Source organism: Enterobacter sp. PTB, from assembly GCF_051130085.1.
GTDB lineage: Bacteria > Pseudomonadota > Gammaproteobacteria > Enterobacterales > Enterobacteriaceae > Enterobacter > Enterobacter ludwigii.
Genome location: NZ_JBDKEE010000002.1, coordinates 27,182 through 49,750 on the forward strand (window position 1 = coordinate 27,182; position 22,569 = coordinate 49,750).

At 52.1% G+C, this 22,569-nt stretch carries 23 protein-coding genes; 12 read left to right on the plus strand and 11 right to left on the minus strand.

Going from position 1 to position 22,569, the window contains the following annotated elements; all coding sequences use genetic code 11:
• The first annotated feature begins 82 nt into the window (after positions 1 to 82).
• Complete coding sequence (gene acnA / locus AAIR21_RS02290; protein WP_183516292.1) at positions 83 to 2,758, plus strand: aconitate hydratase AcnA; 2,676 nt, start codon at positions 83 to 85, stop codon at positions 2,756 to 2,758.
• Between the two features lie 44 nt (positions 2,759 to 2,802).
• Here the strand turns inward: acnA and ribA are convergent, their stop codons facing one another.
• A complete protein-coding gene (gene ribA, locus AAIR21_RS02295) occupies positions 2,803 to 3,393 on the minus strand; it encodes a GTP cyclohydrolase II (protein WP_003856813.1) in 591 nt (196 codons plus the stop codon).
• A gap of 197 nt (positions 3,394 to 3,590) precedes the next feature.
• Here ribA and pgpB point away from each other — a divergent pair, with 197 nt between their 5' ends.
• From pgpB to yciH, 5 genes are all read left to right on the plus strand, one after another.
• Positions 3,591 to 4,358, plus strand: a complete 768-nt coding sequence (gene pgpB / locus AAIR21_RS02300) for a phosphatidylglycerophosphatase B (protein WP_020882442.1) — start codon at positions 3,591 to 3,593, stop codon at positions 4,356 to 4,358.
• Between the two features lie 148 nt (positions 4,359 to 4,506).
• Positions 4,507 to 4,815 (plus strand): LapA family protein, encoded by a 309-nt coding sequence (locus AAIR21_RS02305; protein WP_013096374.1) that lies wholly within the window; start codon positions 4,507 to 4,509, stop codon positions 4,813 to 4,815.
• A gap of 6 nt (positions 4,816 to 4,821) precedes the next feature.
• Positions 4,822 to 5,991, plus strand: a complete 1,170-nt coding sequence (gene lapB, locus AAIR21_RS02310; RefSeq protein WP_014170367.1) for a lipopolysaccharide assembly protein LapB — start codon at positions 4,822 to 4,824, stop codon at positions 5,989 to 5,991.
• A 185-nt stretch (positions 5,992 to 6,176) separates the two neighbouring features.
• Positions 6,177 to 6,914, plus strand: coding sequence for an orotidine-5'-phosphate decarboxylase (pyrF, locus tag AAIR21_RS02315; RefSeq protein WP_183516293.1), 738 nt, complete (start codon positions 6,177 to 6,179; stop codon positions 6,912 to 6,914).
• Positions 6,914 to 7,240 carry a stress response translation initiation inhibitor YciH gene (gene yciH / locus AAIR21_RS02320; RefSeq protein WP_014170365.1) on the plus strand — a complete coding sequence of 109 codons (327 nt, stop codon included), beginning with the start codon at positions 6,914 to 6,916 and terminating at the stop codon, positions 7,238 to 7,240. Before pyrF ends, yciH begins: the two co-directional genes overlap by 1 nt.
• A gap of 104 nt (positions 7,241 to 7,344) precedes the next feature.
• Here yciH and osmB read toward each other — a convergent pair whose 3' ends face one another.
• From osmB to AAIR21_RS02335, 3 genes are all read right to left on the minus strand, one after another.
• Positions 7,345 to 7,563 carry an osmotically-inducible lipoprotein OsmB gene (gene osmB, locus AAIR21_RS02325; RefSeq protein WP_008501216.1) on the minus strand — a complete coding sequence of 73 codons (219 nt, stop codon included), beginning with the start codon at positions 7,561 to 7,563 and terminating at the stop codon, positions 7,345 to 7,347.
• A gap of 263 nt (positions 7,564 to 7,826) precedes the next feature.
• Complete coding sequence (yciT, locus tag AAIR21_RS02330) at positions 7,827 to 8,579, minus strand: DNA-binding transcriptional regulator YciT (protein WP_020882444.1); 753 nt, start codon at positions 8,577 to 8,579, stop codon at positions 7,827 to 7,829.
• A gap of 43 nt (positions 8,580 to 8,622) precedes the next feature.
• A complete protein-coding gene (locus tag AAIR21_RS02335; protein ID WP_025204000.1) occupies positions 8,623 to 8,805 on the minus strand; it encodes a YciZ family protein in 183 nt (60 codons plus the stop codon).
• A 192-nt stretch (positions 8,806 to 8,997) separates the two neighbouring features.
• Between AAIR21_RS02335 and AAIR21_RS02340 the strand changes: the two genes are divergently transcribed.
• Positions 8,998 to 9,864, plus strand: coding sequence for a crotonase/enoyl-CoA hydratase family protein (locus AAIR21_RS02340; protein ID WP_014170362.1), 867 nt, complete (start codon positions 8,998 to 9,000; stop codon positions 9,862 to 9,864).
• On the opposite strand, the gene pdeR is transcribed toward AAIR21_RS02340, so the two are convergent.
• From pdeR to fabI, 4 genes are all read right to left on the minus strand, one after another.
• On the minus strand, positions 9,861 to 11,852 hold the full coding sequence (gene pdeR / locus AAIR21_RS02345) for a cyclic di-GMP phosphodiesterase (protein WP_183516294.1): 1,992 nt from the start codon (positions 11,850 to 11,852) through the stop codon (positions 9,861 to 9,863). The genes AAIR21_RS02340 and pdeR overlap by 4 nt on opposite strands.
• A 324-nt stretch (positions 11,853 to 12,176) precedes the next feature.
• Complete coding sequence (locus tag AAIR21_RS02350) at positions 12,177 to 14,111, minus strand: exoribonuclease II (protein ID WP_032678288.1); 1,935 nt, start codon at positions 14,109 to 14,111, stop codon at positions 12,177 to 12,179.
• 88 nt (positions 14,112 to 14,199) lie between these two features.
• Positions 14,200 to 15,186, minus strand: coding sequence for a CMD domain-containing protein (locus tag AAIR21_RS02355; RefSeq protein ID WP_014170359.1), 987 nt, complete (start codon positions 15,184 to 15,186; stop codon positions 14,200 to 14,202).
• A 156-nt stretch (positions 15,187 to 15,342) separates the two neighbouring features.
• Positions 15,343 to 16,131: an enoyl-ACP reductase FabI gene (gene fabI, locus AAIR21_RS02360; protein WP_020882447.1), complete on the minus strand. Its 789-nt coding sequence runs from the start codon at positions 16,129 to 16,131 to the stop codon at positions 15,343 to 15,345.
• Between the two features lie 317 nt (positions 16,132 to 16,448).
• Between fabI and AAIR21_RS02365 the strand changes: the two genes are divergently transcribed.
• The 4 genes from AAIR21_RS02365 to AAIR21_RS02380 all read left to right on the plus strand — a co-directional run bounded on the left by AAIR21_RS02365 (position 16,449) and on the right by AAIR21_RS02380 (position 19,546).
• Positions 16,449 to 17,273 carry a helix-turn-helix transcriptional regulator gene (locus AAIR21_RS02365; RefSeq protein WP_183516295.1) on the plus strand — a complete coding sequence of 275 codons (825 nt, stop codon included), beginning with the start codon at positions 16,449 to 16,451 and terminating at the stop codon, positions 17,271 to 17,273.
• 113 nt (positions 17,274 to 17,386) lie between these two features.
• The gene (locus AAIR21_RS02370; RefSeq protein ID WP_154816610.1) at positions 17,387 to 17,539 is read left to right on the plus strand and encodes a hypothetical protein; all 153 of its coding nucleotides are present in this window, start codon (positions 17,387 to 17,389) and stop codon (positions 17,537 to 17,539) included.
• A 190-nt stretch (positions 17,540 to 17,729) separates the two neighbouring features.
• Positions 17,730 to 18,014: a hypothetical protein gene (locus tag AAIR21_RS02375; protein ID WP_032678287.1), complete on the plus strand. Its 285-nt coding sequence runs from the start codon at positions 17,730 to 17,732 to the stop codon at positions 18,012 to 18,014.
• Between the two features lie 182 nt (positions 18,015 to 18,196).
• Positions 18,197 to 19,546, plus strand: a complete 1,350-nt coding sequence (locus tag AAIR21_RS02380) for a sensor domain-containing diguanylate cyclase (protein ID WP_032679689.1) — start codon at positions 18,197 to 18,199, stop codon at positions 19,544 to 19,546.
• A 52-nt stretch (positions 19,547 to 19,598) separates the two neighbouring features.
• Here AAIR21_RS02380 and AAIR21_RS02385 read toward each other — a convergent pair whose 3' ends face one another.
• Positions 19,599 to 20,423 (minus strand): helix-turn-helix domain-containing protein, encoded by an 825-nt coding sequence (locus AAIR21_RS02385; protein WP_434679857.1) that lies wholly within the window; start codon positions 20,421 to 20,423, stop codon positions 19,599 to 19,601.
• 72 nt (positions 20,424 to 20,495) lie between these two features.
• Positions 20,496 to 20,891 (minus strand): RidA family protein, encoded by a 396-nt coding sequence (locus AAIR21_RS02390; RefSeq protein WP_020882451.1) that lies wholly within the window; start codon positions 20,889 to 20,891, stop codon positions 20,496 to 20,498.
• Positions 20,892 to 21,023: 132 nt separating this feature from the next.
• On the opposite strand from AAIR21_RS02390, the gene AAIR21_RS02395 reads away from it, so the two are divergent.
• The gene (locus tag AAIR21_RS02395; protein WP_183516297.1) at positions 21,024 to 21,614 is read left to right on the plus strand and encodes a TetR/AcrR family transcriptional regulator; all 591 of its coding nucleotides are present in this window, start codon (positions 21,024 to 21,026) and stop codon (positions 21,612 to 21,614) included.
• 147 nt (positions 21,615 to 21,761) lie between these two features.
• Here AAIR21_RS02395 and sapF read toward each other — a convergent pair whose 3' ends face one another.
• The gene (gene sapF, locus AAIR21_RS02400) at positions 21,762 to 22,568 is read right to left on the minus strand and encodes a putrescine export ABC transporter ATP-binding protein SapF (RefSeq protein ID WP_014170351.1); all 807 of its coding nucleotides are present in this window, start codon (positions 22,566 to 22,568) and stop codon (positions 21,762 to 21,764) included.
• Position 22,569: the final 1 nt, after the last annotated feature.

Sequence of the window (22,569 nt, forward strand, 5' to 3'; positions counted from 1 at the left end):
CAAAACGTTACGACATCTTTGTGTTATCTTTAATTACAGCCCTGATGATTGTCAGGACATCTCTGTAATTAAGGAGGAGCTTATGTCGTTAACCCTACGCGAAGCCAGTAAGGACACATTACAGGCAGAAAACAAAACCTGGCATTACTATAGCCTGCCACTGGCTGCCAGAACGCTTGGGGACATTTCGCGTTTACCCAAGTCCTTGAAAGTTTTGCTGGAAAACCTCTTACGCTGGCAGGATGGCGATTCCGTCACCCTCGAGGATATCCAGGCGCTGGCGGGGTGGCTGAAGAGTGCCCATGCCGACAGAGAAATAGCCTATCGCCCGGCGAGGGTCCTGATGCAGGACTTTACCGGTGTTCCCGCCGTGGTTGATTTAGCCGCCATGCGCGAAGCCGTTAAGCGCCTCGGTGGCGATACGGCAAAAGTGAATCCGCTTTCTCCCGTTGACCTCGTGATTGACCACTCCGTGACCGTTGACCACTTCGGTGATGATGACGCTTTTGGCGAAAACGTACGTCTGGAGATGGAACGTAACCACGAGCGCTATGTCTTCCTGAAATGGGGGCAACAGGCGTTCAGCCGCTTTAGCGTGGTTCCGCCTGGAACCGGTATTTGCCATCAGGTTAACCTCGAATATCTGGGCAAAGCCGTCTGGAGTGAATTGCAGGATAAAGAGTGGGTGGCTTATCCGGATACGCTGGTCGGGACGGATTCACATACCACCATGATTAACGGCCTCGGTGTGCTGGGGTGGGGCGTCGGGGGTATTGAAGCGGAAGCGGCTATGCTTGGTCAGCCGGTGTCGATGCTCATTCCTGATGTGGTGGGCTTCAAACTCACCGGTAAGCTGTCGGAAGGCATTACCGCCACCGACCTGGTGTTGACCGTCACCCAGATGCTGCGTAAGCATGGCGTGGTGGGTAAATTTGTTGAATTCTACGGTGACGGGCTGGATTCGCTGCCGCTGGCCGATCGCGCCACGATCGCCAATATGGCGCCGGAATATGGCGCGACCTGTGGCTTCTTCCCCATCGATGACGTCACGCTGGAATATATGCGCCTGAGTGGTCGCAGTGAAGAGCAGGTCGCGCTGGTCGAGGCCTACACTAAAGCGCAGGGGATGTGGCGAAACCCGGGTGATGAGCCGGTATTTACCAGCACGCTTGAGCTGGATATGGGAAGCGTCGAGGCGAGCCTTGCCGGGCCAAAACGTCCGCAGGATCGGGTCGCGTTACCGGACGTACCGAAAGCTTTTGCCGCCAGCAATGAACTGGAAGTTAATGTCGCGAAAAAAGATCACCGTCCAATAGACTATGTCCTGAACGGACATCAGTATCAACTTCCGGATGGCGCGGTGGTTATTGCCGCTATCACCTCCTGCACCAACACCTCGAACCCAAGCGTTTTGATGGCCGCGGGACTGTTGGCCAAAAAAGCCGTTGAGCTTGGCCTGAAACCGCAGCCGTGGGTTAAGGCTTCGCTGGCCCCGGGCTCTAAAGTGGTTTCAGATTACCTGGCGCAGGCAAAACTCACCCCGTACCTTGACGAGCTGGGCTTTAACCTCGTGGGTTACGGATGTACTACCTGTATCGGTAACTCCGGTCCGCTGCCTGAGCCGATTGAAACGGCGATCAAGCAGGGCGATCTTACCGTGGGTGCGGTTCTTTCCGGTAACCGCAACTTTGAAGGGCGTATTCATCCGCTGGTGAAAACCAACTGGCTGGCCTCGCCGCCGCTGGTTGTGGCTTACGCGCTGGCGGGAAACATGAATATCAATCTCACGACAGACCCGATTGGTCAAGATCGCAAGAACGAGCCTGTTTACCTGAAAGATATCTGGCCGTCTTCACGCGACATCGCGCGAGCCGTTGAAAAGGTCTCAACCGAAATGTTCCGCAAAGAGTATGCGGAAGTGTTTGAGGGCACGCCGGAATGGAAAACAATTAACGTCGTGGGCTCGGATACCTATGACTGGCAGGATGATTCGACCTATATTCGTCTGTCACCGTTCTTCGATGACATGCTGGCTGAACCTGCTCCGCTTAAGGATATCCACGGGGCGCGTATTCTGGCGATGCTGGGCGATTCCGTTACCACGGACCACATCTCGCCGGCGGGCAGTATCAAAGCCGACAGTCCGGCAGGGCGCTATCTGCAAAGCCGTGGGGTGGAACGCCGGGACTTCAACTCCTACGGATCGCGTCGTGGTAACCACGAAGTGATGATGCGCGGGACGTTTGCCAACATCCGCATCCGCAACGAAATGGTTCCAGGCGTGGAAGGGGGCATGACGCGTCATTTACCTGGCACGGAAGTGGTTTCGATTTATGATGCCGCCGTCAAATACCAACAGGAAGGCACGCCGCTGGCGGTGATTGCCGGTAAAGAGTACGGCTCCGGCTCCAGTCGAGACTGGGCAGCGAAAGGTCCGCGCCTGCTTGGGGTACGCGTGGTCATTGCCGAATCTTTCGAGCGTATTCACCGTTCGAATCTTATCGGGATGGGGATCCTGCCGCTAGAGTTCCCGCAGGGCGTCACCCGTAAAACGCTGGGGCTGACCGGGGAAGAGCAGATTGATATTAGTGGTCTGCAAAACCTGCAGCCGGGTAAAACGGTTCCGGTGACGTTAACGCGAGCAGACGGTAAAACGGAAGTGCTTGAATGCCGGTGTCGCATTGATACGGCAACCGAGCTGACTTACTACCAGAACGACGGCATATTACATTACGTAATTCGTAAAATGCTGGATTGACGCACTCAGCCCGGCTCGCGATGGCGATGCCGGGCATCTCGCGATCACTCGCTCAGGAGGTGACCCATTTTGGCGGCTTTGGTATCAAGATAGTGGGCGTTTTTCGGGTTACGGCCGACAATCAGCGGAACACGTTCGACGATATTGATCCCCGCTTCGGTCAGGATTTCCACCTTTTTCGGGTTATTGGTCAGCAGACGGACCTCATCTACCCCAAGAAGCTTGAACATATCGGCGCACAGGGTAAAGTCGCGCTCATCGGCGGCAAACCCGAGCTGGTGGTTCGCTTCAACCGTATCGTATCCCTGATCCTGCAGCGCGTAGGCGCGGATTTTATTCAGCAGGCCAATATTACGACCTTCCTGACGGTGATAAAGCAGCACCCCACGACCTTCTTCAGCGATGTGAGAAAGGGCTGCTTCAAGCTGGAAACCGCAATCACAGCGCAGGCTGAACAAGGCATCGCCAGTCAGACACTCCGAATGTACGCGAGAGAGTACCGGCGTCTGTCCTGAAATGTCACCGAACACCAGCGCGACATGATCCTGTCCGGTTGCCAGTTCTTCAAATCCCACCATCAGGAAATCGCCCCATGGGGTTGGCAGTTTGGCTTCTGCCACACGTTTAAGCTGCATGTGATTCTCCAGAGTAGGCTGACACGTTTCGTGCCTTTCGCCTGTTTGGCTTTCTGTATCTGTTCATTTTGCCACAAGCTCAGCACGTTCGCCTAATGGGCGCCATGCTATATGGACGTTAAACGCACGATCCGACATATCCACCCAACAGATGAATTTCAGTTATGATTGTGGTGCTTAGCGAAAAAGGAGAAGACATGCTTTCAATCGCCAGACGTACGGCAGCAGGTGCGGCCATTCTACTTATTATGCCGCTGGCCGTATGGGTCTCAGGCTGGATGTGGCAGCCGGGGCAGAACGCCACATGGCTGAAAACATTATACTGGATAACGGAGACGGTCACCCAGCCGTGGGGAATTATCACGCATGTGATCCTTTGCGCCTGGTTTCTGTGGTGTTTGCGCTTTCGTCTGCGTGCGGCGCTGATGCTCTTTGCGATACTGGGTGGGGCGATCCTCATCGGTCAGGGCGTGAAGTCCTGGGTTAAAGATCATGTCCAGGAGCCGCGTCCTTTTGTCGTCTGGCTGGAAAAAGCGCACCATGTTCCGGTGGATGAGTTCTACAATTTAAAACGTAAAGATCGTGGTGCGCTGGTCAAAGAACAGCTTGCGGAACAGCAGGATATCCCGAAGTTCTTACGTAAACACTGGCAAAAAGAGACCGGGTTTGCTTTTCCTTCCGGCCATACCATGTTTGCCGCCAGCTGGGCGTTACTGGGTGTAGGGCTGCTTTGGCCACGGCGACGTACTGTCACGATCGCGATTTTACTGGTCTGGGCCACAGGGGTGATGGGCAGTCGTTTGCTGCTGGGTATGCACTGGCCGCGGGATTTGGTGGTGGCTACGCTGATCTCATGGCTGCTTGTGACGCTGGCAACATGGCTTGCTGAACGCATCTGCGGTCCGTTAACGCCACCGCCTGTCGAGGAAGAAGAGATCGCCGAAAGGGACCAAAGCGACGCCTGACGGTTGATATTCCGTGTTTTGCCCATAAATCCATGACTGGCGCGTCACTTTTTCCGTTTCGCGCACGTCACTAAAATGGTAGTTTATAAGGCTGATTGCGATGAGTTGAACACACTTTATTCGCTTGAACCACATAACGGGAAGTAATGTGAAATATTTACTCATTTTCTTACTGGTATTGGCGATTTTTGTCATTTCAGTCACATTGGGTGCACAAAACGATCAACAGGTGACGTTTAACTATCTGCTGGCGCAGGGCGAGTATCGTGTATCGAGCCTTCTGGCGGTTTTATTCGCCGCGGGCTTTGCGATTGGCTGGCTGGTATGCGGTCTTTTCTGGTTGAAAGTTCGTGTTTCACTTGCGCGCGCTGAACGTAAAATTAAACGACTCGAACATCAAATTGCGCCTGCGTCCGACATTCCGGAAAGCTCTGGTGTGCCGGTCGTCAAGGAATAATCGACTATGCTGGAGTTGTTGTTTCTGCTTTTGCCTGTAGCCGCAGCCTATGGCTGGTATATGGGCCGCAGAAGTGCGCAACAAACAAAACAGGATGAGGCTAACCGACTCTCCCGCGACTACGTTGCTGGGGTGAACTTCCTCCTGAGCAATCAACAGGACAAAGCAGTAGACCTGTTCCTCGATATGCTCAAAGAGGATACGGGCACCGTTGAAGCGCATCTCACCCTGGGAAACCTGTTCCGCTCGCGCGGCGAGGTTGACCGCGCCATTCGTATTCACCAGACCCTTATGGAAAGCGCCTCGTTGACCTACGATCAACGCCTGCTGGCGGTACAACAGCTGGGTCGTGATTACATGGCGGCGGGGCTGTACGACCGTGCAGAAGACATGTTCTCGCAGCTGGTGGATGAAACGGATTTCCGCGTCAGTGCCTTGCAGCAGCTGCTGCAGATTTATCAGGCCACCAGTGACTGGCAGAAAGCCATTGATACGGCCGAGCGTCTGGTGAAGCTGGGCAAAGATAAGCAGCGAGTTGAGATAGCCCACTTCTACTGTGAACTGGCCCTTCAGCAAATGGGCAACGACGACATGGACAAAGCCATGGCGTTGCTTAAAAAGGGTGCAGCCGCTGACCGTAACAGCGCGCGTATCTCCATCATGATGGGGCGCGTCTTTATGGCGAACGGCGACTATGCCAAAGCTGTAGAGAGCCTGTTGCGGGTTATTGACCAGGATAAAGAGCTGGTCAGTGAAACCCTCGACATGCTGCAAACCTGCTATCAACAACTGGATAAGCAGGATGAATGGGTGGCGTTCCTGCGTCGTTGCGTGGAAGAGAACACCGGCGCGACTGCCGAACTGATGCTCTCGGACGTGGTTGAGCAGTATGAGGGCAGTGATACCGCGCAGGTCTATATTACGCGTCAGCTGCAGCGTCATCCGACCATGCGGGTTTTCCATAAGCTGATGGACTACCACCTCAACGATGCAGAGGAAGGGCGCGCCAAAGAGAGCCTGATGGTACTGCGCGACATGGTAGGCGAGCAGGTACGAAGCAAACCGCGCTATCGTTGCCAGAAGTGTGGGTTTACGGCGTATACGCTGTACTGGCACTGTCCTTCATGCCGGGCATGGTCGACCATCAAGCCAATCCGAGGCCTTGATGGGCAGTAATTTTTAAAAACGATCTATTTTAGTTACAACATACTGATGGGTTTTCAGAACCCATCGAGTCCGTGCGGTTTGCCGGCCAGGCAGGAGAGTAAATCGATCCTGTCAATTTGCAGCGCTGGCAGGTAGAATGCTCGCCGTTTATCTGTTCCGCGCCGCTGCGCGCCCATAGACGAAAAGGGCTGGTCATGACGTCTGTTACTTCCTCCGCTTCCCACGTAATTACTGATTCTCCTGTTGTTGTTGCGCTTGATTACAATAAACGTGACGCGGCACTGGCCTTTGTCGACGGTATAGACCCTCGCGACTGCCGTCTGAAAGTTGGCAAAGAGATGTTCACGCTGTTTGGACCGCAAATCGTACGCGACCTGCAACAGCGTGGTTTTGACGTTTTCCTCGACCTTAAATTCCACGATATTCCGAATACCACCGCGCACGCCGTGGCTGCTGCTGCAGAACTGGGGGTGTGGATGGTCAATGTGCATGCATCGGGTGGGGCAAGAATGATGACCGCAGCCCGTGAAGCGCTCCTGCCGTTCGGCAGCGACGCACCGTTGCTGATTGCGGTTACCGTGCTGACCAGTATGGATGAGAGTGATTTACGCGATCTCGGCGTGACGTTGTCACCTGCCGAGCATGCAGAGCGTCTCGCGCGCCTGACGCAAAATTGCGGGCTTGATGGTGTCGTCTGTTCCGCGCAGGAAGCCGTGCGTTTCAAATCAGAACTGGGCCAGGCTTTCAAACTTGTTACCCCAGGTATTCGCCCGGCCGGCAGCGAGGCAGGCGATCAGCGTCGCATTATGACGCCTGAACAGGCGCTGGCGGCAGGGGTAGACTATATGGTCATTGGGCGTCCTGTGACGCAGTCTGCTAACCCGTCTGAGACGCTCAAGGCGATCAATGCATCACTGAAAAAGGGGGCATAATGACTGATTCCAACAGTCGTCTGGTCTACTCAACAGAAAGTGGGCGTATAGACGAACCAAAAGCGAAAGCCGAGCGCCCGAAGGGGGACGGTATTGTTCGTATCCAGCGTCAGACCAGTGGGCGCAAAGGTAAGGGCGTATGCCTTATCTCCGGCATTGATCTTGACGACGCGGAACTGGTTAAGCTGGCCGCCGATCTGAAAAAGAAATGTGGCTGCGGTGGTGCCGTGAAAGACGGCATTATCGAAATCCAGGGCGATAAACGTGATTTAATTAAATCCCTGCTCGAAGCCAAAGGCATGAAAGTGAAACTGGCGGGCGGCTAAAATAGATGAGCCACGGCATTTGCCGTGGCTCTTTTTTTTACGTGCGTAAGTCAGACCTGAAATGCGTTCTAATATCGCAGTACCGGTGGAGGCTTATTTAATAATTATTTGCCGACCTGGTGACCGATAATACCACCGACAGCAGCGCCACCTAATGTACCCAGCGTACTACCATCTGTTAATACCGCACCGCCCAGAGCACCAGCACCGGCACCAATTGCGGTGTTGCGGTCACGTTTAGACCAGTTAGAGCAAGCGCTCAGGGACATTGCTACAGTGATTGCCAGAACAGCGGCGGCTAATTTTTTGCTGGTTAAGGTCATAATACTTTCTCCTGAATTATCGATTCACGGAAAGAGCTACGCTTTAAGTATAGACGAATTGAATACTTAAAAACTGTTTTCCGTGAAAGCTGGTCGCGCAGGCGTTACGTAATCACGCAGGTGATAGTCACTTCCTGTTATATCGCTAACATTAATTTTACGACTTTAAGGCGGGTTAAACAGGTAAAAACTCTTAAAGGAGGGTTAGGAATCATCTCAGACAGTAGGGACATAGGCGCCCGACATTCGGGCGCTTAAAGGACTCAGGACGACTTTTTAATAATATTGACGATAAGACCGTCATCTTCCAGTTTAATACGATGCTCATCGCTCAAACGTTCGTCGGTAATTACGCGGCTAAAGCGAGAGACTGGCCCCATGGTATAAGGGTGGACGGCGCCAAATTTTGAGCTGTCAGTCAGCACAATGGCCTCACACTCTTTTTCCAGCACCGCATTCACCACATCAGAACGCATCATATCGCGGCCGGTGAAGCCCGTTTCTGGCTGCCAGCCATCAATACCAATAAAGGCCTTACTGAAATGGACCTGCTGAACATACTGGCGGGTCAGGGGGCCAACCATGCTTTCGCTTTTTTTCTGGTAAATGCCGCCCAGCAGGATCACCTCGCAGCGGGTCTCTTTGAGCAGGTGCGCGATATAGCTACTGACCGTGATGATAGTAACGTCTTTCTGTTCGGCAAGCGTGCGCGCCAGTAAGGCATTGCTACTGCCGTTTTCGATAAACACCGTCTCGCCATTGTTAACTAAAGACGCGGCAAATTCCGCCAGCTCACGCTTCAGGGCGTAGTTGTTCATCATGCGCGTCTCAACATCCTCGCTATCGAGCGGGACCGCATATCCATGCGCACGACGCAGGTAGCTCTGTTTCTCCAGCAGGTTAAGATCCTGGCGGATGGTGACTTCTGAAACGCCGGTGGTTTTAGCGAGATCGACTACGCTGACGCGTCCCTGGTCAATGACCATCTGCAAAATGATTTGTTGTCGGGAATTCATAGCATCCAATTAATAAAGCGAAACAGGTTCGAAAACAGCAGGATCAAACTTCCCACGGCGCTTTTGGCTGTCCGTTCTCGGGCGCGTTTTCAGCACCCTTCTGAGCAAGAAGTTCAGACTTCAGGATCTCCAGATTACGGATCGCCGAGTGATAATCGCCTGCCACCAGGATATCCAGCACGGTATCAATACGTTGTGCTACAGCTTGTGCATCAATAGTAGACATAATCTCACCCCAGGTGCGAAAAGGTAATATTTTCAATGATGCAGAAAATGGGATCAAAAGAGAAGGGAAAAAATGCAATAACTAAATCACATAAATGAAAGTGATAAATTTATTCCCCCACATGCTGCGGGCTTAATGAGTGGATTAGTCTAAAACTGCGCGCAAGGCGCTTTTTCTGTGAGGAATTAGACTATGACAGTTATCAACCAGCCTACCTGCACCCTGTTTACCGATACTGAACGTTTCACACAGTTGTCAGCCTACTACGAGGAAGAGCGGCACACCATCTGGATGATGCTACGGGCGCAACCTCGTCCTTGTTTTAATCATGCGTTAATTGAGGAGATCATGAACCTCTCCTGGCTGGTTCGCCAGTCCGGGTATCTGGTCGATTTTTGGGTAACCGGGTCACTGGTTCCTGAAATGTATAATGCGGGAGGCGATTTACAGTTCTTCGTAGAGTGCATTCAAAATGGACGACGTGAAGCGTTACGCGCGTATGCACGTGCCTGCGTCGACTGTGTGCACGCAGCGTCGCGGGGGTTTGATACGGGCGCGGTCTCTCTGGCAATGGTTGAAGGCAGCGCGCTAGGCGGTGGGTTTGAGGCTGCGCTGGCACACCATTTTGTTCTCTCTCAGCGCGATGCCCGTCTGGGCTTCCCGGAAATTGCCTTCAACCTGTTCCCGGGCATGGGGGCATATTCGCTGGTCGCACGTCGGGCAGGGATGAAACTGGCGGAAGAACTCATCTACAAGGGGGAGTCGCATACGGCAGAATGGTACGAACAACATGGATTGGTCGATGTGCTGTTTGAGCCCGGGCAGAGCTACGTCTCCGTCAGAACCTTCATCGACACGCTGCGGCCGAAGCTGAACGGGGTAAGGGCGATGTTGCGCGCCCGAACCCGGGTACTGCAACTGCCGCGCAGTGAACTGATGGATATCACGGAAGACTGGGTTGATGCGGCGTTTTGCCTCGAGCCAAAAGATATCGCCTATATGGAGCGTCTGGTGATGCTGCAAAACCGCCATCATGGGGCGTTACGCAAAGCCAGTTAACGTTGTTTTCGCGACTGATATCGCTTTAGCCATCGCTCTAATGCGGCAGCGGGCATCGGCTTAGCGAAGAGAAAGCCCTGCCGTTCGTTGACGCCGTTCTTGGTCAGAAAGGCGTCTTCTTTCGCGCTCTCGACCCCTTCAGCAATGACCTGCAGGTTTAATGCCTGTGCCACCGCGACGATGGCCCGCACCAGAGACTGGGAGATCGATTGTTTATGTATATCCCTGACGAAGGATTGATCGAGTTTAATGGCGTCGATAGGGAACCGCGCCAGCTGCGACAGAGACGAGTAGCCGGTACCGAAATCATCAAGATGAATTTGCGCGCCAAGTTTGCTGAACTGCTGGATCACAGAGAGCGCCAGCTCTTCGTTTTCGATAAGACAGCTTTCCGTGAGTTCAACGTCGATGGGGCAGTATTCAAAATCCAGATCCTTCAGCGCCTGCTTTAAATCGCTGAAAATGGTCTGGTCGGCCAGCTGACGTGCGGAGACGTTGACCGCCACGCGCAGGTTAATCCCCTTATCGCGCCATTTAGCCACCTGGCGCACCACATCAAGCATCACCCAGCGGCCCAGCGGGACAATCAATCCCGACTCCTCGGCATAAGAGATAAACTCCAGCGGAGGGATTAAACCGCGTTCCGGCGACTGCCAGCGCACCAGCGCTTCCAGACTTCGGATTTCACCCCGCCAGGTAATTTTAGGCTGGTAATGAATCAGAAGCTGATCGTTATCCAGCGCTTTACGCAGGTTGGTATCCAGCCAGAGATATTCAAATACGCGCTGGTTCATCTCAGGTGAGAAGACGCAGAACTTGCCCCGGCCATTCTCTTTCGCCGTGTACATGGCGGTATCGGCATTACGGATGACGCTTTCCCTGTCGTTACCGTGCTGTGGCGCGAGGGCGATACCGAGCGAGCAACCGGTGTAAATTTCTATCAGGCCGATTCTGAACGGCTGGCGCAGACGGGTTAAGATCCGCGACGCCATCGCTTCCAGAGAGCCCTGAGAGGTATCTGTGGCCATGACAATAAACTCATCACCGCCAAGTCGCGCCAGCACCTGACCGTCATCCAGACAGCTCAGAATGGCCAGAGCGACAGCCTGCAATAGCTGGTCGCCAAACATATGGCCGTAGGCATCGTTGACCTTTTTAAAGTTATCCAGGTCGAGATACACCACGCCTACCTGCGTTTCACCGCGGCTGGCGATGGCATCAGAAATCAGTTCGTGGATCGCATTACGGTTTGGTAAACCGGTAATGGTGTCGGTATTGGCCAGCACGCGCAGACGCTCCTGGGCGCGGCGCTCCTCGGTAATGTCGGTGCCGGAACAGATAAGGAAAATTTCATTTTTGCCGCTGCCGCTATGAACAAACTTGTTTCTGAACAAAAACAGCCGTTGCCCTTTACGCGTTTTGATCCAGCGTTCGACCTCGTAGGAGCTGCCGTTGCGAAAAAAACCGGTGATATTGCGCTTTGAAGCTGCCGCTTCGCTGCGGCTCATAAACAGCTTGAACACGTTCTGGCCAATAACTTCTTGTTCTTTCAGACCGGTATATTCTTCACTCAGCCGGTTAAAACGCTGAATATTGCCGTTATGATCGAGAATAACGATGACGGAGTTGGCTTCAGAGACAACCTGTTCAGCAAAAGAGAGGCCCTGAGCCAGGTCACGGGCCACGGAGGGCGTATCGTTCCACGCTGACGCGGTGCCGGCCCATTCATTTCGGGTTATTTTGCGCCCCACAAGATGAACCGGGACATCTTCCCCGTACAACGAGAGCGTCATGGAGATGCTGGAGGTAATGACGGTTAACTGGCGGATAAGTTCGGCTTGTTCATCATCCAGCGCCACCACCTCAGTCACATCGGCATTTTCGCTGGCGGCAAGGTGCAGAGCATTGCTGTCAGCTGTCATTCGCCACCAGGGGCTATGCGTACCCATGTAACGAAACAGCAAATTCTGCTCCAGATCGTCCATCATGTTTTCTCCCGCAGCTGCTCATTAGCGCACAAATTATTCATTTGCCGTCGACTTTTCCGTTGTGAAACAGCGGCAACCCCAAAATGAACGTCGTGTTTTTTCCCGGTTTTCTTATAAAAAACGCGTCTGGCGAAAAAGGGTATTTATTGTATAAAAATTCACGTAACCGAATATAACGGCACTCTTTTACTGTAGATAATTATGGCAATTTTGGGCGGGAAGACGCTGAAAATAGTACGAAAAAATAATGATTTTGCGGCGGGGGTTCAAAAGAAAAATTGTCGGCGCTTCCCGAAGGGAAACGGCCGACAATTTAAGCGGTTATCAGGCGACCGGGCGCGCGATAACGCTGCGGGTTTCCATGCGAACTTCAGCGATGTTTACGTCAATCACGTCTGTGACTTTGTAAACTGTTTCGCCTTTGATTTGCACAGTACCATTTTCCTGGCTGCAGACCAGTTCGTCACGGACGGCATGCAGGAACGGGGCAGGGATAAAGGCGACGGCACCGTTATCCACCAGGCGAACGCGCATACCGCCCCGGCTGATATCAATGATTTCTGCGGCGAAGCGAGTATCTGTACCCGCTTTATCCTGCAGGTAGCGTGCGTACAGCCAGTCTCCCACGTCACGTTCCGCCATACGGTTCAGGCGACGTCGTTCGGCCATCTGCAGGGTGGTGTCATTTTGCGGACGCGCAATGGACTCACCCTTAATGATCGCCTTCAGCAGACGGTGGTTGACCATGTCACCATACTTACGAATAGGTGACGTCCAGGTCGCGTAGGCTTCCAGGCCGAGGCCAAAGTGTGGACCCGGCTCGGTGCTGATTTCAGCAAAGGACTGGAAACGACGGATACGGCTGTCGAGGAAACCGGATGGCTGTGCATCCAGCTCGCGGCGCAGCTTACAGAAGCCCTGCAGCGTCAGCACTTCTTCAGGGTCAACGTGCACATCGTGGTTCTTCAGCAGGGCCGCCAGCGCTTCGGTATTGGCCGGATCAAAACCGGTGTGGACGTTGTAAATACCAAAGCCCAGCTTGTCACGCAGGACGCGAGCGGCACAAATGTTGGCAGAAATCATCGCTTCTTCAACAATGCGGTTCGCAATGCGACGCGGTTCGGCCACGATATTCAGCACTTCGCCTTTTTCACCCAGCACAAAGCGATAGTCCGGACGATCCTTAAAGACCAGCGCATGGGTTTTACGCCACTCGCCGCGGTTCAGACAAATGCGGTGCAGCAGGCGGATCTGTGCGGCAATCGCGTCTGATTCCGGTTTCCAGGTGCCGGTATTCTCAAGCCAGTCGGAAACATTGTCGTAGGCCAGCTTGGCTTTCGATTCGATGGTTGCGGCAAAAAATTCAATATCGTCTTCGATCGCGCCATCGGCGGCGATGGTCATGCGGCAGGCAAGGACCGGACGCACTTCATTTGGACGCAGTGAGCAGAGGTCATCTGACAGTTCGCGCGGCAACATGGGGATGTTGAAGCCCGGCAGGTAGTTAGTGAACGATCGGACTTTTGCCATATCGTCCAGCTTGCTGCCTTCAACGATCCAGGCGGTGGGATCGGCAATGGCGACGGTCAAATGCACTTTGCCATCAGCGCTCTCTTCCGCATACAGCGCATCATCCATATCTTCTGTGCTGGCGCTGTCGATAGTGACAAACTCCAGGGCAGTGAGGTCGCGACGCGTCAGGCCTTCGTCCTGCATTTCAGTCGCTACGCCGTCTGGCGCTTCTTTCTCAAGATTATGGCGTGCAAGCGTCACCCACCATGGCACGAAATGGTCGTCGCCAAAGGTGATGAACTGGGTCAGTTCAGCATAAAAGCCACGATCGCCTTTCAGAGGATGACGGCGCATTTCTGCTACGGCCCAGTCACCTTCTTTGAAATCATGCTCAACACCACGGGCGGCGCGGCAAGGAATGGCATCTTTCAGCAGGGGATGATCCGGCACGATAGAAAGACGATCGTCTTTTCGCTGGACCTTGCCCACGAAGCGGGTCAGGAACGGTTCGATCAGTTCTTCCGGCTCGGCGGACTCACGTTCCTTTTCGGTATGAATGACGGCCGTAATGCGGTCGCCATGCATCACTTTCTTCATCTGCGGTGGCGGAATGAAGTAGCTTTTCTGCGCATCAACTTCAAGGAAGCCAAAGCCCTTTTCCGTGGCTTTTACGACCCCTTCTGCACGCGGCGTCTGGGAATGCAGTTGCTGTTTAAGCTGCGCTAGCAGCGGGTTGTCCTGAAACATAATGTTCTATTTTCGTAGCCATTGAGCGGCTGACAGTTTTACGCGATTCTCACTGTCACAGCAAGCGGTCTTTGGGTAATTAGTATGGTTATTCCCCTTTGCCAAACGCGACTTTCAGGCGTTCAAGCCAGCCATCCATCGCGCTCCGGGTGAGCAGTTTTATCGCCCGTACCGCAGGCAGTCCTTGTTCAGTGAGCGGGGTGAACTGTGCGGCACTGAAGCGGTCCGGAGAACGCGTCAACAAGTCGATTGCCGCCGAAAGCGCCGGCGAATCAAGAGAAATATCATCATGGCTGTTTACCAGGATCTCACCCGTCAGGTCGAGCAGGATGGGCTCATGGCTGAGTACCGGCGTCAGCGCTTCAAGGGCGGGTTCGGCCTGCCAGCGGGAAAGCGATTCAAGCTGATGCGCGCTGGCATAACGCAGTTCAACGACAGGTAAAAGCGCCACCCAGGACTCAGGAGCAGCTGGCAGCGTGTGCGGCTGAATATGATGGCCGGGCAGCCAGCGTACAGGATGCCCCAGCAGGGCCTGAAAGACGGCCACCACGCGTGCCTGAAAACCGATAAAGCCGATAATCTGATTAATAAGCACCATGTCGTAGGTTGTCAGGCCCACCTCATCAAGCTGCTGCTGTGCTTTATCATCGATGACATCAGGTGAGCTGGCGAGCTGACGGGCGTACTGGGTGATTTGTGCCAGGCGGCGGTTACTTTCGCGTGAGGAGTCAGGGCCGGGAAGCGGGGCGAGGAGGGCGGCATAGTGGTTACACAACCGTTGGACGCCACAGGCCTGCGCGACCGTTAATGCAGTACTCAATCTGTCGTAGGCGCTGAGCGTATGCAGCCGGTTAACGGAGATTGAGAGCGGAAACAACAGGTGGCATAAGGTTCTGGCAGGGGTGAGCCAGCCAGTACAGGCGGCGACAATCTCGTCAGGCAGGGCTAAATCGAGCAAAAAACGATCGTCGACGTTAGCGGCTTCGGGCACCAGAGGCAGAACATCCGTCTGCGCGTGGTTTGACTGGGTTTCGTGGTACCAGTGGCCTTTGCCGGAAAAACGGCGTTGTTCCATGGGCGTTCCTTGATCTCAAAATGGCGATCAATATCCTGGCGTAAGGCAGATGTGGGGAAAAATATTGTTAGGTGATAACAAATAGCTGAACGGAATAACGAAGGGGTCGGGCGGAGGAAGGAAAACTCTCTTCCCGTGAGGGAAGAGAGTCACAGCTTATTTAATTTCCAGCTCGTTCATTGCAGCGATGTTGAAGCCGCCGTCAACGTGAACCACTTCGCCGGAGATACCCGCGGAAAGGTCAGAGCACAGGAACGCTGCAGAGTTACCCACATCTTCAATGGTAACGGTACGACGAATCGGAGTAACCGCTTCGCAGTGCGCCAGCATTTTACGGAAATCTTTGATACCGGAAGCTGCCAGGGTACGGATTGGACCCGCAGAGATAGCGTTCACACGCACACCTTCTGGACCCATCGCGTTCGCCATGTAGCGGACGTTTGCTTCCAGAGACGCTTTAGCCAGACCCATAACGTTGTAGTTAGGGATAGCACGTTCTGCGCCCAGATAGGACAGGGTCAGCAGAGCTGCGCCTGGGTTCAGCATCGCACGGCAAGATTTAGCCATTGCCACGAAGCTGTAGGAGCTGATGTCGTGAGCGATTTTGAAGCCATCACGGGTTACCGCGTTCACGTAGTCGCCGTCCAGCTGATCGCCAGGAGCGAAGCCGATGGAGTGAACGAAACCGTCGAATTTCGGCCATGCTTTTGCCAGTTCAGCAAACATGCCATCGATGCTTTCGTCTTGTGCAACGTCGCATTCCAGAACAAGGCTGGAACCCAGCTGCGCGGCAAACTCTTCTACACGGCCTTTCAGCTTGTCGTTCTGGTAGGTGAACGCCAGCTCAGCGCCTTCGCGATGCATAGCCTGTGCGATGCCGTATGCGATGGACAGTTTGCTGGCAACGCCAGTTACCAGAATGCGCTTACCGGAAAGAAAACCCATAGATTTAATCCTTATATTCATTGCTTATTTTTTGCCTTGTAAATCATAGCATTACAGGCAACATTTCAAAGTCATTCGAAATTAGCTCGAAATTATATCCCACTCAGTGCCCCTTGTGTCACGCTATTTCTCGCTCAAAGCCCGTGACGTATGTCATGGAAGGGGGTGAGCGAACGCGTTATCACGCTGTTTCACAGGCATCCGTCCATTATATCACTGCGCGGCCGGTTCGCCTCATCCAACCAGAGGCGGGCGTTTTTGCGCAAAATGATCCGTTCAGTGGATTTTACGTATTACAATCCAGTTAGAGTCAAAACATGAAAGAAATCATTAACAAACACGTTATAGACTGGGTTGAAGATAATATTTTATCTCTGGAGCATATCGATCGGCTGGTCGTAAAAACGGGTTACAGCAGAAGGACGCTCGAAATCTGGTTTAAACACCAATTCCACCAGTCGCTGGGTGAGTATATGCTCAGGAGACGAATGAGCTATGCCGCGTCTTTATTAAGGATGACGTCGCTGCCGGTCACCGAAATCGCTCACATTTTTCAGTATCATAGTGGACAGGGTTTTGCCCGCGCGTTTAAGAAATTGACCGGGAAAACACCGTCTCAATATCGAAGCGATGAAATATGGGACTTCCAGCGTTACCATCCTTCACTGTTATTAGAAGGGCTCCGTAAACCTGACGTGAAGATATGTCGGCTGGCGCGGACGTTTTCCTATAACGATACCCTGACGGAATATGATCATATTTTTAATCCTGCGATACAGGATGTGACCAAAAGACTGAGAAAACTTTTGCTTGATCATCGTGGGGAGGTAAAAGAAATCGCCATCAGGGGACGGCGTCCAGAAGGCCTGGATAAAAGCCGGGAAAACATGGCTGAAGTCATAATTGATTATCTGTCACCGGATAATACGTCGCACCAAAAACAGGAATATCATTTTTCCGGTAAATATGCCGTTATGCGGTATGACGGTACCTGGAGCGCCTACGGTAAGCTCAGCAAAAAGAACTATTTGTGGGTAATGTCTTATCATCAATTCAGGCTGCGTAATGAAACCCATTTAATGACGTTCCATTCCTGCTCCGAAGATAAGGTCGTATTTGATATTTATATACCCATAGTCTGAGTCTGGCACCGTCTCGTAATTAAAACGAATCAGTCAGTACGGGCTCTCGTCTGTGAGCCCTGACGCTATATATTCCTCGCAAAACAGATGTTTTACAAATGGAGTTGTGAACGATGAAAGAAGAATTGTATCGATTCGATGATGATGATATCGACTCAATTGCCTATTCCGTCGCATTTAGCGAATGGCTCGGTATCGATAATCTGCAGGATTGTGCCCTGACAAGAATTTCGGAGGAGGACAGGGGGAATATGAGCGAAAGTTAGAGGAGTTTCGCCATTTCTTTCAATATGCTTCAGGGGAGGAGTATTTTTCACATTTTCTTTTACAGAATAAAACGCATCACTAAGTTTAACATATACGGATATATGGAATGCATGCATGAGGATTGCACAGTTATTAGTTAAGACGTTAATTGTCGGAACGGTTTCTTTTCCTTACGCGACGGTGTCGGCCATGACACCAGCGGAACATAGTCAGTATGACGCTCTGATTATCGAGGCGAGAAAAGGCAATACGGAACCAGCCTTGTCCTGGTTTTCAGGCCACCATCGGCTTGATGAGTCTCAGGTCGCCGACTGGATGCAAATCGCCCTGTGGGCCGGTAAAGATAATGAGGTTATCAACGTCTATTCACAATACAAACATCATACGTTACCGGCGAGGGCCTATTCAGCGCTGGCGATAGCCTATCGCAACAAGCAGGTAAGAGTGATCTCACTGGTGAGTAAAGCGCAGTAGGGAATATCCCGGTTCGGTACGACATCGACCGGGATAATCCACTTCAACAGACTGAGGTCGGTTAACTGAAGCATCTGAAAAGAGGGTGGCAAGCCTGACCGGTTTGCCCCTCGATGTTAAGCAGAGAATGGTGTAAATCGCTCTGCCGTTTCACGTCTTTTATTTATGCGGTATTAATGAACATGAATAACATTACGTTGGCTGAGAAAATGATCGTGCTGTCCGGTGCGCTGCTGTTTGCACTGATGATCGCGGTGAACTCCTTTTTTGTTAATGATAATCCAGGTTTCAGGGTACCCATGACAACCTATTTGATCGTCATGATTGCGCTATTTTTTCTGGATACCATTATCTCTATTTTTATCCAGATGCAGTATGCGTCTGACCGATCTCATTTATCCCTGTTAATCCTGAGCATGGCGTTTCTGAGCGGTCTCATCTATTTCATAGAAACGATTATCGTCATTCAGCTTCCTGAAGACGCAGGGTTAACCCATACGCTAAAAACTAACGATACGGCGGTATTTTATTTTTTCCGCCAGTTAAGTTTTATTTTTTTGCTGGGGCTTGCTGTATGGGTGGAGAAACACACGGCACGGCGACGGTTCACATTACGGAATAAGGTCTGGCTGGCGCTAATATCGTTAATCCCCCTGGTTATGTTCCCGGTGCTGGCCCATGCGTTGAGCAGCTACAATCCAACCTGGACATTAACGATAGCCGCGTATCGCCCCGATCAGTATCATCCTGTCTGGGATGTCCGCTACGTTAACGCTCTGATAGTGCTCTGGTCGGCCCTGGCCTGCTACATGACTTACGTGACACGCTTTTCATCTGGCGTCTGGAACAGCATCATCGTGGTGTGCCTTTCTGCGATCACCTATAACTTTTTCCTGCTCTTACTCGATACGTATAACCTGTCGCTCTGGTATATCAGCCGGGCGGTAGAAGTGTTCAGTAAACTATTTGTTATCTGTACCTTACTGTTACATGTCTTCAGCTTGCTGAGATTTTTTGGCGATCGGGTTAACCGCGATCCCCTTACGCAGATCTTCAACCGCAAGTATTTTTTTGAGGCACTTCAGCGGCTCCGCATGCTCAGAACAGAAAAGGGCACCAGCATTATGATGCTGGATATCGATAACTTTAAGACCATTAATGACACCTGGGGACATCCTGTGGGGGACCGCGTCATTCTGGCGGTCGTGGATATTATTAAAGACAGTATTCGTGATAACGACGTCTTTGCCAGACTGGGAGGTGAAGAGTTTGGCCTGCTGTTGCCCGACACGGACAGGAGTATGGCCGTAGTCGTCGCAGAACGTATTCGCAAGAATGTTGAGCAACGCACCGGGCAGGGTAACCTGTACGCGGTGCCCCTGACGGTAACGTTAAGTATTGGCGTGTGCTCAGCCATTCAGGAAAACGTCAACAGTAGCGATATCATTCGTGATGTGGATGAAGCACTGTATGAGGCCAAGCACGGTGGTAAAAACAGAACCGTGTGCAGACAGGCCGCAGGGTCGGTCTGAACCGGCGTTGCGCGCCTCCCGCGGTGTGATTTACGCGCAAGAAAAAACGGGGTTATAACACAGGGATGTAAATATCAAAGTTAACGCGCTCATCGCTGCAGGCGTTAAAACGCATTAAATGAATGCCATCGCGCAACGTCAGGCGGTTCGTCACCATTGCCTTAACAAACGCAATTTTGTTATAGGCGCTATAACATTCCCAGCTGCCTTCAAAGGACATTTTTGCATATTTTCCGGTAAGTAAAAGTGTGTCTTTCTTTGTTGTTTTAGTGCTGTCTAAACAATATGAAATTAAGACTTCTACCAGATAGGAACGGCTTTTACCCAGACGTTCTGGTCGGCGCGGCACTATGGCAAGCTGTTGGATCCGATCGCGATTCTCAAGCAGGAGTTTTTTGATTTTTTTAGTGACATCGTGCACCGCAGTATCAAAAAGATGATCGTGCTCTATAATCTCATGGGTATACGGAAAAATCTCATTGAGTTCACAGAGTGTTATTTTGGGTGTTTGAAGATCGTCTAATAAAAATGAGGGCTGAAGGATATCAAAATCCCACTCTTTTGCATTTCTGTATTCAGAAGGGGTGAGTCCCGACATCTTTTTAAAGGCTCTTGAAAACCCCTGGCTGCTTTGGTAGTGAAATAAATAAGCAATGTCCGTAACGGGAAGCGACGTCATTCTGAGCATGATGGCTGCAAGGCTCAGCCTTCTCCTTAGGATGTACTCACCTAAAGAGAGGTGATATTTCTCTTTAAACCATGTTTCCATGGTTCTTCTGCTATACCCGGTATCTTTAACCAGTTGATCAATATGTAAAATAGAAAAGTTATTTTTCTCTACCCAGGTGAGAATATATTTACTAATACTTTCTTTCATTCGATATCTACAGCGTGTGGCGTCATGACGTAATTAATAAATTGCCGGTGGGACCTATGCCGAATACTTGCTTTATTGCGGTGGGATTCTGGCAATGACCTTAATTTCAAAATCAAAGCCCGCAAGCCAGTTTACCCCCACGGCCGTCCAGTTTGGATAAGGGGGGCGGGGGAACGCTAATTTTTTGGCTTCCATGATGGTTGAAAACTGATTTTCAGGATCGGTATGAAACGTCGTCACGTCGATCACATCATCAAACGTACATCCTGCGGCAGAAAGCGTAGCCTGGAGATTATCAAAAGCCAGTTGTACCTGAGCGCCGAAATCCGTTTCAGGTGTGCCATCGCTGCGGCTTCCAACCTGGCCTGAGACAAATAACAGATCGCCAGAGCGAATGGCAGCAGAATAGCCATGTTCTTCATAGAGGGCATGACGATTAGCGGGAAATACAGGTTCACGTGGGTGCATGGCATTTCCTTTTCGATTGGGGGTATTGTTGAGATCACGCGGTCGTATTAACATACGCGGCGTATGTCAAAATCTAAACCACATACGCCACGTATGTCAAACGGAAAAACACAACGTAACCAAGGACGTCTTATGGCTGCAAAAAGCCGTGCCGAAACGGCCCAGGAAAATCGCGAAAAAATGATACAGGCAGGGCGCAAAGCTTTTGCCGAGAAAGGCTATGCCGCAGCCTCCATGGATGAGTTGACCGCAAGCGTGGGGTTAACACGTGGAGCGCTATACCATAATTTCACTGACAAGAAAGGCTTGCTGGCTGCGGTGGTCGCCCAGATAGACAGCGAAATGGCACGAAAGGCGAAGGAAATTGCCGCCAGCGCCGAGAATGACTGGGAACGACTGCTGGCGGAAGGCGTCGCTTACATCAAAATGGCGCTCGATCCGGAAGTGCAGCGTATTGTACTGCGTGATGGTCCGGCTGTTCTGGGTGACCCGGCCCACTGGCCCAGCCAGAATAGCTGCCTGGAATCTACCCGTCAGACCATAGAAAAAATGATTGAACGCAAGGTCCTGAAAGATATGGATGCAAACGTCGCTGCACAGCTGTTAAATGGCGCTGCGCTCAATGCTGCACTGTTGATAGCCGCCAGTGACGATCCACAGAAGACGTTGCCACATGCGATTGAGGTGTTTGTCATGCTTGCAAGCGGGTTACGCCATCAGTGAAAGGAAAGGGTTAACGCGCGCGAGCTGCCATTTAACCCTTAAAGGAATGGGTGTGCCGGGGGCATTTTTGTCGGATAAGGGGCGTTAAAACGCCGCGAGGATTTCGCGTGTAGTGAGCGTTGTTAATTCGCCCCTTGCACCAACGCGCTAGCGGTCTTTTCTCCACGCATCCGCGGTTAATGCTTCACCGAAATGGCCGGCGATCAATCGCTTAGTCAGTTCATGAAGCGGAGAGGCCATAACATCCGCGGTACTGCCACGTTCAACAACCTCACCCTGATGCATGACCATCACCTGGTCGCTGATGTGTTTCATCATCCCCAGATGTTGGGTCACGTAGATATACGAGATACCCTGTTTTTCCTGTAATTCGAGCATCAGGTTAATTAACTGCGACCGCATCGACATATCCAGCGAGGCGAGCGCTTCGTCGGCGATGATCACTTTCGGGCGCAATATCAGCGCACGCGCGAGCCCAAGACGCTGTTTCTGGCCGGGGGCGAGCATGTGCGGGTAATAGCTCTCGTGATCGGGCAGCAGCCCAACCATCCGCAGGGTTTCAAAAACGCGTTTGCGTCGCGCTTCTGGCTCGAGATCGGTATTCAGACGCAGCGGAAAATCGAGGATTTGCGAAATACGCTGACGCGGGTTGAGCGATGTCGACGGATCCTGGAAGATCATGCGGATACGCTGGCTGCGGAAAGAGTAATCACCGAATTCCAGCGGATGGTCATCTATCAGCACTTCGCCGCCGGAGGGTTCAACCATGCCTGCCAGCATCTTCGCAAGCGTGGATTTACCGGAACCGTTCTCACCGATGATCGCCAGCGTCTGTTTTTCGCGCAGGGTAAAGCTGAGCGGCTTCACGGCTTCAACGGTCTGACGATGGAACAGCCCGGTACGGTAGCGAAAGGTCTTACTCAGGTTACGGACTTCCAGTAAGGTTTCGACCATT

What these genes read in the sequence shown, in the direction of transcription:
- yciH (WP_014170365.1), top strand. Translation starts at nt 6,914, where the DNA reads ATGACTGATTCCAACAGTCGTCTGGTCTACTCAACAGAAAGTGGGCGT.
- acnA (WP_183516292.1), top strand. Translation starts at nt 83, where the DNA reads ATGTCGTTAACCCTACGCGAAGCCAGTAAGGACACATTACAGGCAGAA.
- AAIR21_RS02390 (WP_020882451.1), bottom strand. Translation starts at nt 20,891, where the DNA reads ATGCACCCACGTGAACCTGTATTTCCCGCTAATCGTCATGCCCTCTAT.
- pyrF (WP_183516293.1), top strand. Translation starts at nt 6,177, where the DNA reads ATGACGTCTGTTACTTCCTCCGCTTCCCACGTAATTACTGATTCTCCT.
- lapB (WP_014170367.1), top strand. Translation starts at nt 4,822, where the DNA reads ATGCTGGAGTTGTTGTTTCTGCTTTTGCCTGTAGCCGCAGCCTATGGC.
- pdeR (WP_183516294.1), bottom strand. Translation starts at nt 11,852, where the DNA reads ATGATGGACGATCTGGAGCAGAATTTGCTGTTTCGTTACATGGGTACG.
- AAIR21_RS02395 (WP_183516297.1), top strand. Translation starts at nt 21,024, where the DNA reads ATGGCTGCAAAAAGCCGTGCCGAAACGGCCCAGGAAAATCGCGAAAAA.
- pgpB (WP_020882442.1), top strand. Translation starts at nt 3,591, where the DNA reads ATGCTTTCAATCGCCAGACGTACGGCAGCAGGTGCGGCCATTCTACTT.
- AAIR21_RS02385 (WP_434679857.1), bottom strand. Translation starts at nt 20,423, where the DNA reads ATGAAAGAAAGTATTAGTAAATATATTCTCACCTGGGTAGAGAAAAAT.
- AAIR21_RS02365 (WP_183516295.1), top strand. Translation starts at nt 16,449, where the DNA reads ATGAAAGAAATCATTAACAAACACGTTATAGACTGGGTTGAAGATAAT.
- ribA (WP_003856813.1), bottom strand. Translation starts at nt 3,393, where the DNA reads ATGCAGCTTAAACGTGTGGCAGAAGCCAAACTGCCAACCCCATGGGGC.
- AAIR21_RS02370 (WP_154816610.1), top strand. Translation starts at nt 17,387, where the DNA reads ATGAAAGAAGAATTGTATCGATTCGATGATGATGATATCGACTCAATT.
- AAIR21_RS02380 (WP_032679689.1), top strand. Translation starts at nt 18,197, where the DNA reads ATGAATAACATTACGTTGGCTGAGAAAATGATCGTGCTGTCCGGTGCG.
- yciT (WP_020882444.1), bottom strand. Translation starts at nt 8,579, where the DNA reads ATGAATTCCCGACAACAAATCATTTTGCAGATGGTCATTGACCAGGGA.
- AAIR21_RS02340 (WP_014170362.1), top strand. Translation starts at nt 8,998, where the DNA reads ATGACAGTTATCAACCAGCCTACCTGCACCCTGTTTACCGATACTGAA.
- AAIR21_RS02375 (WP_032678287.1), top strand. Translation starts at nt 17,730, where the DNA reads ATGACACCAGCGGAACATAGTCAGTATGACGCTCTGATTATCGAGGCG.
- osmB (WP_008501216.1), bottom strand. Translation starts at nt 7,563, where the DNA reads ATGACCTTAACCAGCAAAAAATTAGCCGCCGCTGTTCTGGCAATCACT.
- fabI (WP_020882447.1), bottom strand. Translation starts at nt 16,131, where the DNA reads ATGGGTTTTCTTTCCGGTAAGCGCATTCTGGTAACTGGCGTTGCCAGC.
- AAIR21_RS02355 (WP_014170359.1), bottom strand. Translation starts at nt 15,186, where the DNA reads ATGGAACAACGCCGTTTTTCCGGCAAAGGCCACTGGTACCACGAAACC.
- AAIR21_RS02335 (WP_025204000.1), bottom strand. Translation starts at nt 8,805, where the DNA reads ATGTCTACTATTGATGCACAAGCTGTAGCACAACGTATTGATACCGTG.
- sapF (WP_014170351.1), bottom strand. Translation starts at nt 22,568, where the DNA reads ATGGTCGAAACCTTACTGGAAGTCCGTAACCTGAGTAAGACCTTTCGC.
- AAIR21_RS02350 (WP_032678288.1), bottom strand. Translation starts at nt 14,111, where the DNA reads ATGTTTCAGGACAACCCGCTGCTAGCGCAGCTTAAACAGCAACTGCAT.